Annotated in this window: 16 protein-coding genes; 6 read left to right on the top strand and 10 right to left on the bottom strand. The window is 36.5% G+C overall.

Features of this window, described 5'->3' with window-relative positions; translation table 11 throughout:
* Positions 1 to 105 precede the first annotated feature (105 nt).
* The 5 genes from CCE82_RS05595 (at position 106) to CCE82_RS05575 (ending at position 4522) form a co-directional block, all read left to right on the top strand.
* Entirely contained in the window at positions 106 to 861 is a 756-nt protein-coding gene (locus CCE82_RS05595; protein WP_206184376.1) for a threonine/serine exporter family protein, read from the top strand.
* A gap of 12 nt (positions 862 to 873) precedes the next feature.
* Positions 874 to 1335: a threonine/serine exporter family protein gene (locus tag CCE82_RS05590; RefSeq protein ID WP_086428434.1), complete on the top strand. Its 462-nt coding sequence runs from the start codon at positions 874 to 876 to the stop codon at positions 1333 to 1335.
* A 570-nt stretch (positions 1336 to 1905) separates the two neighbouring features.
* Positions 1906 to 3447 (top strand): SLC13 family permease, encoded by a 1542-nt coding sequence (locus CCE82_RS05585; RefSeq protein WP_086428433.1) that lies wholly within the window; start codon positions 1906 to 1908, stop codon positions 3445 to 3447.
* A 153-nt stretch (positions 3448 to 3600) separates the two neighbouring features.
* Positions 3601 to 3933, top strand: coding sequence for a PadR family transcriptional regulator (locus CCE82_RS05580; RefSeq protein WP_086428432.1), 333 nt, complete (start codon positions 3601 to 3603; stop codon positions 3931 to 3933).
* Positions 3917 to 4522: a DUF2812 domain-containing protein gene (locus CCE82_RS05575; protein ID WP_086428431.1), complete on the top strand. Its 606-nt coding sequence runs from the start codon at positions 3917 to 3919 to the stop codon at positions 4520 to 4522. The genes CCE82_RS05580 and CCE82_RS05575 overlap by 17 nt, the downstream gene beginning before the upstream one ends.
* Positions 4523 to 4635: 113 nt before the next feature.
* Here CCE82_RS05575 and CCE82_RS05570 read toward each other — a convergent pair whose 3' ends face one another.
* The 7 genes from CCE82_RS05570 to CCE82_RS05540 form a co-directional block, all read right to left on the bottom strand.
* Complete coding sequence (locus CCE82_RS05570) at positions 4636 to 5346, bottom strand: trypsin-like serine peptidase (protein ID WP_086428430.1); 711 nt, start codon at positions 5344 to 5346, stop codon at positions 4636 to 4638.
* A gap of 239 nt (positions 5347 to 5585) precedes the next feature.
* Positions 5586 to 6299, bottom strand: coding sequence for a trypsin-like serine peptidase (locus tag CCE82_RS05565; RefSeq protein WP_086428429.1), 714 nt, complete (start codon positions 6297 to 6299; stop codon positions 5586 to 5588).
* Between the two features lie 240 nt (positions 6300 to 6539).
* Entirely contained in the window at positions 6540 to 7250 is a 711-nt protein-coding gene (locus CCE82_RS05560; protein WP_086428428.1) for a trypsin-like serine peptidase, read from the bottom strand.
* Between the two features lie 54 nt (positions 7251 to 7304).
* Positions 7305 to 8015, bottom strand: coding sequence for a trypsin-like serine peptidase (locus CCE82_RS05555; RefSeq protein ID WP_086428427.1), 711 nt, complete (start codon positions 8013 to 8015; stop codon positions 7305 to 7307).
* Between the two features lie 117 nt (positions 8016 to 8132).
* Positions 8133 to 8843 carry a trypsin-like serine peptidase gene (locus CCE82_RS05550; RefSeq protein ID WP_086428426.1) on the bottom strand — a complete coding sequence of 237 codons (711 nt, stop codon included), beginning with the start codon at positions 8841 to 8843 and terminating at the stop codon, positions 8133 to 8135.
* Positions 8844 to 9036: 193 nt separating this feature from the next.
* Positions 9037 to 9753: a trypsin-like serine peptidase gene (locus CCE82_RS05545; RefSeq protein ID WP_086428425.1), complete on the bottom strand. Its 717-nt coding sequence runs from the start codon at positions 9751 to 9753 to the stop codon at positions 9037 to 9039.
* 211 nt (positions 9754 to 9964) lie between these two features.
* Positions 9965 to 10672, bottom strand: a complete 708-nt coding sequence (locus tag CCE82_RS05540) for a trypsin-like serine peptidase (RefSeq protein ID WP_086428424.1) — start codon at positions 10670 to 10672, stop codon at positions 9965 to 9967.
* A 164-nt stretch (positions 10673 to 10836) separates the two neighbouring features.
* Between CCE82_RS05540 and CCE82_RS05535 the strand changes: the two genes are divergently transcribed.
* Positions 10837 to 11346, top strand: coding sequence for a GNAT family N-acetyltransferase (locus tag CCE82_RS05535; protein ID WP_086428423.1), 510 nt, complete (start codon positions 10837 to 10839; stop codon positions 11344 to 11346).
* Positions 11347 to 11666: 320 nt separating this feature from the next.
* Here CCE82_RS05535 and CCE82_RS05530 read toward each other — a convergent pair whose 3' ends face one another.
* The 3 genes from CCE82_RS05530 to CCE82_RS05520 all read right to left on the bottom strand — a co-directional run bounded on the left by CCE82_RS05530 (position 11667) and on the right by CCE82_RS05520 (position 14464).
* On the bottom strand, positions 11667 to 12410 hold the full coding sequence (locus tag CCE82_RS05530; protein WP_086428422.1) for a trypsin-like serine peptidase: 744 nt from the start codon (positions 12408 to 12410) through the stop codon (positions 11667 to 11669).
* Between the two features lie 216 nt (positions 12411 to 12626).
* A complete protein-coding gene (locus tag CCE82_RS05525; RefSeq protein ID WP_086428421.1) occupies positions 12627 to 13379 on the bottom strand; it encodes a trypsin-like serine peptidase in 753 nt (250 codons plus the stop codon).
* Positions 13380 to 13750: 371 nt separating this feature from the next.
* The gene (locus tag CCE82_RS05520) at positions 13751 to 14464 is read right to left on the bottom strand and encodes a trypsin-like serine peptidase (RefSeq protein WP_086428420.1); all 714 of its coding nucleotides are present in this window, start codon (positions 14462 to 14464) and stop codon (positions 13751 to 13753) included.
* Between the last annotated feature and the right edge of the window lie 276 nt (positions 14465 to 14740).

Genomic DNA, 14740 nt, shown 5'->3' with positions numbered 1-14740 from the left:
TCGGTTATAATTTTTGAATTAAGTCAAAACGAACAATAGGACTACGTCGAAGCAGTCGTTGTAGCGCTTGTTGGAAACAGAAATACATCAAAGTAGGTGACGGAAATGACGCAGTATATCCCCACGGATCGAGAGGTCATGAATATTGTGACGTTGGCAGGGCGTATCTTGTTAGAATGTGGTGCTGAGGCGACGCGTGTGGAAGATACGATGAGTCGGATTGCACAAAGTTATGGGTATGAGGAATCACAAGGTTATGCACTTAATATTTTTATTAACTTCTCATTATCACCGGATCACGATACTCGCATGGTCAGAATTAAAAAGAACGATACGAATTTGAGGAATATTTATTTAGTGAATCATGTGTCGCGTCAAATTGCACGACATGCGATTGATTTTAACGAAGCTTATGCGATGTTGAAACAATTAGAACCTGGGCAAGAGCGTTATGCATTAGGTCACAAAATGTTGTTTGCGGGACTCATCTCTATGGGCTTTTTATATTTACAGGGAGCCGCTTGGATTGACTTATTGCCTGCAGTGCTTGCCGGTGCAATGGGGTATTTCGTAACTGAGTGGATGAAGAGTAAAGAGCTCACATTATTCATCCCTGATTTTTTAGGGGCCATTGTCATCGGTTTAATCGCGATACCGTTGAATCATTGGTTGGACAGTCCTAATATCGGTGCCACCATTACAGCTGCAGTAATGCCTATCGTGCCGGGAGTCTTAATTACGACAGCCATTCAAGATTTGTTCGGACGCCATATGCTCATGTTTACCGCAAAATTTTTAGAAGCCATTGTCACATCATTTGCAATTGGTGCAGGTGTGACGACAGCGTTTTTAATCATGTAGGAGGTGGTAAAAATGACAATTCTCATTATTTTTATATGTAGTTTTTTAACTTCTTTTTGCTTTGCGTTCGTTTATGATGCGCCGAAGCGGTTATTTTTACCAGCGGGTTTATGTGGCGGATTCGGCTATTTGACTTTTCACATTGCGTCCGAAATATTTAGTATCGACAGCATTTATGCGAGTCTTTATGGCAGCTTTATTCTTGGTATTATTTCTCATATCATGGCACGAAAATATAAATCGCCGGTCATCATTTTTATGGTGCCAGGCATTATTCCGTTAGTGCCGGGGAGTATATTTTTTAAGGCCACACAACAACTTTTGACACTCAATTTTAATGAAGCCAGTGATATTTTCGTCCGTGCCACTCTGATTGCCGGGGCGATTGCGGTCGGATTGTTGATTTCGGATCAAGTGGCGAAATCATTTATTCGTAAACCGATTGCGATTTTGAAATTGCCAGTAAAAAAATAGCATAAAGATTTCAGATGAGTGGTCGTATAGGATTACCAAAAAGCGCCAGTATGGATGGAGTGAGTGAAACTTCAACCTATACTGGCGTTAGTCATGTTTTAACTTTCAGGCTTACCTATTAAAAATAAAGAAATACATACAGTTAAAACGCTAACGATGGAAGCAAACAACACTTGATCAAAAAAATGATTAAATTCTGTCCAAAAAAAGCGAATGGTACAAAATACTAAAAAAGTAATGACGCCTATTTTTAGAGCGTACATGGTTCTATTCATCACATCACCTTATTCTTTAACATTTCTTTTGAGTTCATCGTCATAAACAACAATTCCCTCATCACATTACCTTGTTTTTCATATACCACAACAAAGTATTTTAAATATTATTTGCTATATTTTTATTGGGTTATATTTCAATTATAGACAATGTAGATAGTTTTTAAAATTTTTCATAAGTATTAAAAAAGAAAGCGCTTAACTTTTTCTAGATACTTAATCGCTAAATATGCTATACTATTTTAAAAATTAATACAATTTGGGATGTTCTATTGTAAACAAAGGGGGGCACATCATGAACAGTCCAAACGAATCAAGATTGTTAACTTTTTTTACTGACAAAAAGAAAGATCCGTCTTATACATTAGCTCAAGCGATTGGGCTCGTACTCGGACCGCTACTTTTTGCGCTGATTTTACTTTTTGTTCGACCAGATGATTTATCTTTCAAAGGGGTTTACGTATTAGCGATAACAGCATGGATTGCGATTTGGTGGATCACAGAGGCGATTCCTATTCCAGCGACAAGCTTACTACCACTTGTCCTGTTGCCGTTAGGACACGTCATGAACAGTGCAACCGTATCCGCGCAATATGGGAATGATATTATTTATCTCTTCTTAGGTGGCTTCATTTTAGCCATTGCGATGGAACGTTGGGATTTACATACACGAATTGCGCTCACGATTATAAGCAGTATTGGTACGAGTACAGGGCGCATTTTACTAGGCTTTATGGTCGCAACAGGTGGTTTATCGATGTTTGTGTCGAACACTGCTGCGGTAATGATTATGATTCCGATTGGTTTAGCGATTATTAAAGAGGCCAATGCATTGAAAACCGAAGCGGACAGTGATGAAAGTATTCAAAAGTTTGAACGTTCACTTGTGTTGGGTATTGGTTATGCCGGCACTATTGGGGGCTTGGGTACGCTTATTGGGACACCGCCGCTCATCATTTTAAAAGGGCAATATGCGACTAACTTTGGTGGCGAATTGAGTTTTGCGAAATGGATGATTGTCGGTGTGCCAACAGTCGTTTTACTGCTATTTTTAGCATGGCTTTATTTCAAATTTGTCGCATTTCGTCATGATATGAAAACATTGCCAGGCGGTCAAAAAGTGATCAAAGACAAATTGGATGCGTTAGGCAAAATTAAATATGAAGAAAAAGTCGTATTCGTTGTCTTTTTATTGGCGAGTTTTTTATGGATTTCGCGTGAATTTTTACTGTCGAAATGGGCATTTACAGAACTCGTGGCAGACGGTACCATTGCGATGTTCGTGTCGATTTTACTCTTCTTAATTCCAGCCAAGCATCAACATAAACGCATTTTAGACTGGTCCGTTGCAAAAGAATTGCCGTGGGGCGTGCTCATTCTATTTGGTGGTGGTTTAGCGTTAGCCAAAGGGATTCAACAAAGTGGCCTTGCAGCATGGCTTGGTGAACAACTGACATTGTTAAAAGGGGTCAGCCCGATTATTATTGTCGTAGTGATTACCGTGTTTATCTTGTTCTTAACGGAAATCACATCCAATACAGCGACAGCAACGATGATTTTACCGATATTAGCGACACTCTCTGTAGCCATTGACGTGCATCCATTACTATTAATGGCACCTGCCGCAATGGCCGCAAACTGCGCTTACATGTTGCCAGTAGGGACACCACCGAACGCGATTGTCTTTGGTACAGGTAAAATTCAAATTAAAGAAATGGCGGTCAAAGGTTTTGTTATGAACTTGATTAGTATCGTCGTCATTATCGTTGTCGTGTACTTTATCATGCCGCTCGTGTTAGGGATTGATATTACACACAGCATTCCAGTTAAAAAATAATGAGCTTCATATAAGATAGGCGTTGAACAAAAGTCTGAATGTATTTTCAGATTGCAGTGTTCAACGCTTATTTATTTTGCTGTTTGACAACTATACAGTCCGACTATATAATCAAACTATACAGTTGAACTATATAATGTGTGGTGAAAAAAGATGAAAAAAAGACCTCAACTCGTCCCATTATCCGAAACAATGCATTACATTTTATTAGCATTACGTCAACCGTTACATGGCTACAGCGTCATGACTTATGTCCAAGAGTTAAGCTTAGGTCAAGTCCAAATCGCTGCCGGAACATTGTATGGGGCTTTAGAAAATTTAAGTAAACATGGCTATATTCAAATGATTAGCAATCCTAAAGAAAGACGCAAAGTATACCAAATCACAGCGCGAGGCGAAGAAATTTTGAAACTTGAAACAGAGCGCTTGCAACATTTAGTGTCACTTTATCAACAAGGAGGGGCTTCAGATGAGAACGCGTTATAAAAAGTGGAGAAGCTTTTTTGATCCTGTAAAAGAAGAACAGTGGCTAAATGACCAACTTCAACAAGGATACCGTTTAGTCAAAGTGTCAGTTTTAGGCAATTATTATTTCGAAAAGACCCATGAACCGCATATCGTACGCTTAGATTATCAAGAAATTTATAGCCGTCAAAAAATGAATGATTATCTTGCTTTATATGAATCATTTGGTTGGGAGCACGTCCAAGGCTATCGGGGCGGTTGGATGAATCAATATTGGATGAAGGCAGGGGATGAGACAGAAGTGTTGTTTTCTGATCGAGAGTCTTTAAGCTATTATTACAAACGCTGGCTGAGATTTTTGGAGACACTGTTTGCGGTATTTTTCGCTCTACTGATGTTGAATTTGACATTAAAACATGATACTAGAGGTCTATTTTTAACGCCAGGTTTGTGGGAGAAGCAAGATGCTGAGTTTTGGTTTGCGTACTTATTTGAACTGCCCTTTGCGATGATGCGTTTAGTCAGTTATAACATTTATTTGCTTATCTTGATTCCGCTATTTGTCGTGTATAATAAATTCAAAAAGAAATTGAAAGCACTCAGTGTGTAAGCACAGTGGTTTAGGGCATTTGTTTATTTTATAGTAAATCGTAACATGGGTAAGAGGCTGGAAATCAAGCGCCAGCCTCTTTTGTGGATTATAAAAATAGAGAAAACAAGCTGCTATTTTTCGTTTTTGTTAATCCATTGCGCAATCTTTTCAGTAAAGGGGAGGACATTTGCTTCGTTATTAGCCGTTCTTGTAATAATGATACCGATAAATTCACCATTTTTTGTGAATACCCCAGACCCCGATTGTCCTTCAAAAGCAGGCAATGTCGTGCGAAGAATAGGGACAGATTTTTCATAAAACTCAACTTCTCCATCACTACGGTACTGTTTATAACCACTATACTTATATGGATAGCCATAAGAGTATGCCTCTTTGCCAACGAAATCTTGCAATTCTTGATCTGAGAAACCTGTAACTGGCGTCTTGAATTTTTTAATATAGTATTGATAAGCCCTACTTTGGTCTCTATCAGTCCCTTTTAAGATTGCAATGTCATAGTCTGGGTTGGGAATGTACTCGCTAATATTCATATACCCAAAAGGCGTGCTCAATCCTGATTCACCCGGATAAATCGTGCCACCATATTTTGTGCGTTGATTCCCGCCACAATGTTTAGCGGTTAGTGCGACATTTGACGAAATCAGAATAGCTGTACAATGCTGACGGATACCAGATTCATATTTTGCAGTATATTTACTGTGCGTGTCTTTAACTGTATCTGGAATGAGGACTTGTGTCCCTTTTTTGGCATACGCCGCATCGACGGGGAAGAGGATAAAGCATGTTAGTAAAAGTAATACTATCAATCTTATTTTATTCATGTTATCACACCTTTAATATATTCTATTTAATACATTAACATAATAACTTTAAATTTTTATGAAATAACGAGTGTATTAAATATAAATATTACAAGAGCGAAAAAGGCAAATGAAAATAGATGCACATGAGATAAGTTCATTGTAAGGTTGAAGAATAACATGTGTAAGAGGCTGAAGACATGTATCAGCCTCTTTTGGCGTGTGCTAAAGTTAGGGATTATGTGCGATACAGCAAGATTCTAATTTAAGTTTTTGTTAATCCAGTCTGCAATATCCTTGTTGAGAGGGAGTATGTTGCCTTCATAGTGTTGATTTCTTGTGATAATGATGCCGATAAAACGACCATTTTTCAAGAAAGCACCCGACCCTGACTGTCCTTCATAAGTAGGCATTGACGTATAAAGGAAAAAATCTTGTGGATAATAATTTTGAATGCTACCATCGCTGCGATATTGCTTATACCTACTAAACTTATACGGGTAACCATAAGAATATACGTCACGACCTATCATATCCTTTAATTCTTTATCTGAGAGGGCTGTAACAGCAGTACTCTTGAAGCCTTTAAAATAGTATTTGTAGGCTCTACTTTGGTCTTGTTCAGTCCCTTTTAATAGTGCAATATCATATCTTGGATGTGGAATGTAGACTCTCACGTTCATATAACCAAACGGCGTACTCATCCCTGACTCGCCTGGATAGATACTACCATTAAATGATGAGAGATAATTCCCGCCGCAATGTTTAGCGGTTAATGCGACAGTTGATGAAATCAGAATGGCACTACAATGGCTAAGGTGAACAGACTCGTATATTGCGGTATATCTACTGTGAGGATCTTTAACTGTATCTGGAACGAGGACTTGTGTCCCTTTTTTGGCATAAGCAGAGTCGACAGGGAAGAAGATAAAACATGTTAGTAAAAGTAATGCTATCAATCTTATCTTATTCATGTTATCACACCTTTAATATATTCTATTTAATATAGCAACATAATAAATTTAAAGTTTCAGGACATAACATTTATGCAAAGTTTGAAAGTGACAAGAGCAAAAATTGCAAACGAAAGTAGATGCACATGAGATAAGTTCATTGTAAGGTTGAAGAATAACATGAGTAAGAGGCTGGAAATTAAGCGCCAGCCTCTTTTGTTGTGTGCTAAAGTTAGGGATTATGTGCGATACAGCAACATTCTAATTTGCGTGTTCGTTAATCCAATTTGCAATGTCTTGAGTGAAAGGGAGTATATTGCCTTCATAGTGGTCGTCTCTTGTGATAATGATTCCGATAAATCGACCATCTTTTAAGAAAGCGCCAGACCCCGATTGTCCTTCATAAGTCGGCAATGTCGTATGAAGATAATGGTCATTTTTATGATAATATGCAACGCTACCATCACTACGATATTGTTTATAACCACTAAACTTGTAAGGGTAACCATACGAGTATACGTCACGATTGGTGAAACCGTATAATTGGTCATCTCTGAAACCTGTCACCTCTGTCTTGAATGGTTTGATATAGTATTTGTAAGCACTACTTTGGTCAGCTACAGTCCCTTTTAATAGCGCAATGTCATACTTTTGATTTGGAATGTAGACCCTAACGTTCATATAACCAAAAGGGGTGCTTAATCCTGACTCCCCTGGATAGATCGTGCCGTTAAACGATGAGAGAAAATTTCCACCACAATGTTTTGCAGTTAATGCGACAGTTGATGAAATCAAAATGGCCGTACAATGATCAAGGTGGACAGACTCGTATTTGGCAGTGTATTTACTGTGAGGATCCGCAACGGTATCTGGGACGACGTGTTGCGTTCCTTTTTTGGCGTAAGCAGCATCAACAGGGAAGAGGATAAAGTATGCGAGTGATAGTAAGAGCAGCAAACGTAAATTTTTCATGTCAACACACCTTTAATAATTTAAAATTTATGAAAGCACGATTACAGCAAGATTCTAATTCGCGTGTTGGTTAATCCAATCTGCAATATCTTTAGTAAATGGGAGGAAATTACCTTCATAACTTTCTGTCCTTGTGATGATGATTCCGACAAACCGACCATCTTTTAAGAAGGCGCCAGATCCCGATTGCCCTTCATACGTAGGCAATGATGTATGAACAAAATGCTTATTTTGATAATAATAATAGATGCTGCCATCACTGCGGTATTGCTTATACCCACTGAATTTGTATGGATAACCATAGGCGTAAACATCTTGACCCATGATATCGTATAATTCTTTATCACTAAATCCTGTAACGGGTGTCTTAAAATTTTTAATATAGTATTTGTAGGCTCTACTTTGGTCTGCTTCAGTTCCTTTTAATATCGCAATATCATAGTCTGGATGTGGGATGTAGACTCTCACATTCATATACCCAAAAGGCGTACTCGAGCCTGACTCACCCGGATAGATTGTCCCGTTAAATGATGAATAATAATCTCCGCCACAATGTTTAGCAGTTAATGCGACAGTTGACGAAATGAGAATGGCAGTACAATGGTTAAGGTGAACAGATTCGTATTTGGCAGTTAATCTACTGTGAGGGTCCGCGACGGTATCTGGGACGACGTGTTGTGTGCCTTTTTTGGCGTAAGCAGCATCAACAGGGAAGAGGATAAAACATATGAGTGTCAGCAGTAATAGCAACCTTAATTTTTTCATGTCATCACACCTTTAATAGTTTATGTTTAATATATTAATGTAATAACTTTAAAATTTTATGAAATAACAGCGTAGTAAATTTTTGGAATTAGGAAGCAATGGTGCATTAGCAAGTTGTTATGATTCATTTTCATTAATCCAATTTGCAATTTTTTGAGTAAAAGGGAGTACATTGCCTTCAAATTGTTGTGTTCTAGTGATGATAATACCGATAAATTGACCATCTTTTTTGAAAACACCGGACCCCGATTGCCCCTCATAAGTCGGTAATGACGTACGAAGGAGCACTTTATTTTTTTCATAAAAAGTAACTTGACCATCACTACGATATTGTTTGTAAGCACTACGTTTGTAAGGATAACCATAGGAGTAGATATCGTCATAAAGGAAACGCTGTAATTGCATATCTGTGAAACTTTTAACTTGGGTCTTGAAGTTTCTAATATAGTAATGGTAGGCCCTGCTTTGGTCTTTTTCAGTCCCCTTTAATAGCGCAATGTCGTATTTTGGGTGTGGAATATAGACCCTAACGTTCATATAACCAAAAGGCGTACTTAACCCTGATTCTCCTGGATAAATCGTCCCGTTAAATGATGTTTTGTAATCCCCGCCACAATGTTTAGCAGTGATTGCGACAGTTGACGAAATCAGAATGGCAGTACAATGCTGATGGTTAGCAGATTCGTATTTGGCAGTGTATTTACTGTGTGGATCTTTGACCGTATCTGGAACAAGGACTTGTGTGCCTTTTTTAGCATAAGCAACATCGACAGGGAAGAGGACAAAGCATATTAAGCACAGTACGAACGGCAACCGAAATTTTTTCATGTTATCCCACCTTTAATAGATTATATTTAATATCTTAGTGTAATAACTTTAAAATTTTATGAAATAGTAATGATAAGAAATTTTGGTATGGCAGGGTGTTAAGGACATCGTAAAGTCTATGACATGAGTAAGAGGCTAGAATTTGATTTCCAGCCTCTTTTAGCATGAGTGATAAAGTTAGTTAAGAAATGTATTATTTCGCGTTATCATTTATCCATTTTGCAATGTCTTCTGTAAGAGGAAGCACATTTCCTTCATATTGTTGTGTCCGTGTGATAATAATACCGATAAATTGACCATTCTTTTTGAAAACGCCAGATCCCGATTGTCCTTCATAAGTAGGCAATGTCGTATAAAAAAGGAGCGAGGATCTTATATAATATTCGATTTCGCCATCACTGCGATATTGCTTATAACCACCATATTTAGAAGGATAGCCATAGGAATATACTTGACTCTTAGTGAACCTACTTAATTCTTGATCTGAGAAACCCGTCACTGGTGTCTTAAATTCTTTTATATAGTATTTATAAGCTTTACTTTGATCTCTTTCAGTCCCTTTTAACAGCGCAATATCATATTTGGGGTCTGGATGTGGAATGTATGTACTAATATTCATATAACCAAAAGGCGTGCTCAATCCTGACTCGCCTGGATAGATTGTCCCATTATATGAAGTGCGATGATTTCCACCACAATGCTTTGCTGTTATTGCGGCAGTTGATGAAATCAGGATTGCTGTACAATGTGAGTGGTTAGCAGATTCGTATTTGGCGGTATATTTACTGTGCGGATCTTTAACTGTATCTGGAACAAGGACTTGTGTTCCTTTTTTGGCATAAGCAGCATCGATAGGGAAGAAAAGAAAGCAAGCTAGTGACAGTAATAGTATTAATCGTAATTTTTTCATGAAATCACTCCTTTAATATATAATCGTTCAATATATTAAAATCAACTTTAAAATTTTTGGAAATAACGATCCTGTGACGTTATGAAGTGAAAATAGCGGGATTGTGAATGACGTAAACTCTTTGATGCATTTAAGTTATAACAAAAGTAAGAGGTCGGGGTGATGATACCAACCTCTTTGGCGTGAATGATAAAGGTAGTTAAGGAATGGGTTATTTTGCGTTCTGGTTAATCCATTTTGCAATTTTTTCAGTAAAAGGGAGTACGTTTGCTTCGCCATCTTTTCTACTTCCAATGATAATTCCGACAAATTGTCCATCTTTTTTGAAGACGCCAGATCCTGATTGTCCTTTAAGCGCAGGAATATCCGTAACAAGAAGGACATGCTGCTTACTATAAAATTTAACAATGCCATCACTGCGGTATTGTTTAAAAACACGATCTCTATATGGATAACCATAAGAATATACCTCGCTATCTTTGAAATCAGTTAATAGCTCATCTGTATACCCTCTAACTTGCGTCGTGAATGGTCTAATATAGTATTGGTAGGCTTTACTTTGATCTCTTAAAATGCCTTTGATTACTGCAATATCATATTCTGGATGTGGAATGTATTCTCGAATATTCATATAACCAAAAGGCATACTGGATCCTGAAGCACCTGGGTAGATTGTCCCGGCACGTGTTGCACGTTGAGTGCCACCACAATGTCTAGCGGTTACTGCGGCAGTTGATGAAATGAGAATGGCTGTACAAACGCGACGAATACCAGACTCGTATTTGGCGGTATATTTACTGTGAGTGTCTTTAATTGTATCTGGAACGAGTACTTGTGTTCCCTTGGCGTAAGCAACATCGACAGGAATTAGAATGAAGCATGTTAGAAAAAGCAAAACTAGCAATTGCATTTTTTTCATGAAATCACTCCTTTGACATATTATACTTAATATTTTAACGCAATAACTTAAAATTTTATATAATAATATTTATATGAATATGTGAAGCGAAAAGAGTGGAACTTTAATGAAGGTATGAAAACATGCCGAATGGTGTTGTATGATATTCAATAAGGAGGCATCTTATGAAAATAGAAATTGAGACTAAAAATTTGTATTTAATGAAGCCTAGTTATAAATATTTAAATGATTTATATAAAATTCATTCAGATAGTAGAACAAATTTACATAATCCTAATGGGCCACATACTAATTTAAAACAAACAAAAATCATGCTTGATAGTTGGATTGAACACTGGAATGAATATGGATTTGGATATTTCTTAGTATTAACAAAAAACTTTACATTGGTAGGTGTATGTGGAGTCAGATATAAGAAAATTAATAACAATAAATATCTTAATTTATATTATAGAATTAGTCCTGATTTTATGAGACGAGGTTATACAAAAGAAGCATGTAGGGCAATCATAAATTATGTTGAATGTAATAAAATTAATAAGAACATTAAAATATTAGCGCGCACAAAAAGGGAAAATAAGCCATCTATAAAAACTGCTCTTAGTCTAGGATTTTGTTATGATTCTTCATTTGATAATTTAGAAAATGATAATGACAGGTATTTTTTCTATTAATGTTATTTCAAAGAATTTATTCCTGATAATGATCGTCAATTTATTTATGACCCTTCTTTTTATGATGAAGTTCCCTATGTCCTACATATAATAGTTTCGACTATGTTTGTCTATAAGAGGACATGGAGCAAGTGATAATACCACAGAATATATGACTTAAAATAAAAGAATAAAAAAATAACATCGAGAATGTTAGTGTGGTATGACGCTAAGTTCATTTTAAAATTGAGCAATAAAAAAGGAAGAGGCTAGAAATCTTGACCAGCCTCTTTTAGCATAAGTGATAAAGTGAGTAAAAAACTTAAAATTACAGTTTAGTGTTATTTCGCATTGTTGTTAATCCAGTCTGCAATGTCTTTAGTAAAAGGGAGTGCATCTGCTTTGCCATTATTACTTGAGATAATGATGCCAACAAATGGACCATCTTTTTTGAAAACGCCCGAACCCGACTGGCCTTCAGACGCAGGCATATTCGTACTAAGAAGAGGTAGGGTACCACTATAAGAAGTGATATTACCATCACTGCGGTATTGCTCAAAAACCCCCTTCTTGTAGGGATAGCCATACGAGTATACGTCACTATCCTTGAAACTCTCAAATTGCTCATTTGAGTAACCTGTAACTTTAGTCGTGAATTTTTTAATATAATATTTGTAGAATTTATCTTGATCTCTATCAATCCCTTTTATTAGTGCAATATCATATCTTGGGTGTGGAATGTAATATCTGATATTCATATAACCAAAAGGCGTTTTATCTCCTGAAGCACCAGGATATATCCTACCGGCAGGTGATTTGTATTTAGTTCCACCACAATGTTGTGCAGTTAAAGCGGCAGTTGATGAAATTAGAATAGCCGTACAAACTTTACCAGTAGCAGAAATGTATTTTGCAGTATATTTACTATGAGTGTCTTTAACTGTATCCGGAACGACGTCTTGGTGAGGGGGATCTGTAGACATATCAGATGCTGATTCTTGCTCATTTTTGGCGTAAGCAGAATCGATAGGGCTAAGAATTAAGCATACTAGAAACAGTGATAGTACTAATCGTGTTTTTTTCATGTCGTCACACCTTTTATATATTTAAATTTTATAAAACGAAATCGCATGAGGTTTTAAAGTGACGGGAGGTAAAATCTGTCTCATAAACAATCTCGGTGCTACTTTAGTCATGTTACGTACAACAGGATTATGAGTAAGAGGCTAGATTTCATATATTGACCTCTTTCTAGGATGAGTGATTAAACTAGTCAAGAAATATTGAATTATAGTAATTTTTTAATTGGCATTTTTGTTTATCCACTCTGCAATTTCTGTAGTAAAAGGTAGAACATGAGCTTCATGTTTGTCTACAGTACTTGCAATAATAATTCCGACAAACTGTCCGCTTTTCAAGAAGACACCAGAGCCTGATTGCCCTCCAAATGCAGGAATATTTGTATAATAAAGTTTGAAGCTGTCAATATATTGAGTAATTGTGCCATCGCTACGATATTGATAATAAATGTCACCTTTTTTGGGATAGCCATAAGAGTAAGCTTCTTTATTAACGAAACTGCCTAATGTTTCATCTGTGTAACCTTTAACTTTTGTTTTGAATTTTCCAATATAGTATTTATAAAATTTATCTTGGTCTCTTTCAGTTCCTTTTAATATTGCTATATCATACAAATAGTTTGGATGTGTAATGACTTCTCTAATATTCATATAACCAAAAGGCGTTTTGTCTCCGTTTGCACCTGGGTATATCGTGCCGTAAGATGTTCCAGGTTTAGCCTTTATACAATGCTTAGCAGTTAATGCGGCAGTGGATGAAATCAGAATGGCAGTACAATTCAGACCGGGTTTAATACTGTACTTTGCGGTAAGTTTACTGTGAGGGTCTTTAACTGTATCTGGGACAATGTCTTGATGAGGTTTTGGAGGCGGATCAGGCCTCATATCTATGTCATTTTGGGCATAAGCAGATTCCAAAGGCATAAGTAGAAAGCATGAGAGAAACAATAAGAGTATGGATTCTAATTTTTTCATGTAATCACACCTTTATTATATTATCCTTTATGTTAACACTATAAATAATAATGTGCATAATTTATGTAATAATATTTTTCTTATATCAGATATGGAATGAGCGATATTTTAATGACCATAACGTGCTGAGTGGTGGTGAAAGACATTCAAAATAATGATTGGAAAGAAAAAATTGTGGCATTTGAATGATAAGTTTGTATGAAAAGAGGAAGGATTACTACTGTAATGAAGAAATATGCTAAGGATGTTGGCTGAAGATGTGATTAAATTCATTTTAAGATTGACCCACAACAATAATTAAGAGGCTAGAAATGATCAGCCTCTTGTTTTGCTATGTGTTATATAAAGTATTAATAATGCATGATAGGTCGTTACTTCACATATTTGTTAATCCATTTGGCAATATCTTTTGTAAAAGGAAGTGCATTCCCTTCGTAAGTTTCTGGTGTTCTGGTAATAATCATTCCGACAAACTGACCATTTTTTTTAAAGACGCCAGACCCTGATTGTCCACCATAAGTAGGCAAGTCCGTACGAAGATAAAGGGGTTTCTTTTGATAAAAAGTAATCATGCCATCACTTCGGTATTGTTGATATGGTCCTCCCTTGTTGGGGTAACCATAGGAATATGCTTCAGTATTAACAAACTTCTGAAATTCTTGATCTGAGTAACCTGTAACAGTAGTCTTGAATGGTCTAATATAGTATCTGTAGGCTTTACTTTGATCATTTAAAGTTCCTTTTATGACTGCGATATCATATTTGGGATGTGGAATATAGCTGCTAATATTCATATAACCAAAAGGAGTAAGGGGCCCTGACGCACCAGGGTATATTCTACCGCCATATTTTAAGGGGCGATTTCCTCCACAATGTTTAGCAGTAATAGCGGCAGTGGATGAAATGAGAATAGCTGTACAAGTGTGGTAAATACCAGATTTGTATAGTGCAGTATATTTACTATGGGTATCTTTAATAGTATCCGGAACAAGGACTTGTGTTCCTTTTTTGGCGTAAGCAGAATCGATAGGGCTAAGAATTAAGCATACTAGAAACAGTGATAGTACTAATCGTAATTTTTTCATTTTGTCACACCTTCAATATATGATATTTAATATATTAAAGCGTTATAATTAAAATTTTATGAAATAACATGACTATGAATTCTTGAGATGAAAGAGCAAAATAATCACATAGTGAACTACGATAAAATGCATACAAACACGGTCTTAAAAATAAAATATGGTTGTTGAGTGATTAGTTTGTAGGAGAAGTTTAGAAGGGGAGCGCCTCGTACTAAATGTGGTATGAGGGAAAACGCTCTAACAACGAACTATAGCACAGAATAAGTTAAGAGGCTG

Source organism: Staphylococcus cornubiensis, assembly GCF_900183575.1.
In the GTDB taxonomy this organism is placed as follows: domain Bacteria; phylum Bacillota; class Bacilli; order Staphylococcales; family Staphylococcaceae; genus Staphylococcus; species Staphylococcus cornubiensis.
Note: the sequence above shows the minus strand (reverse complement) of the source record. Positions and strands in the feature narration are given on the sequence as shown.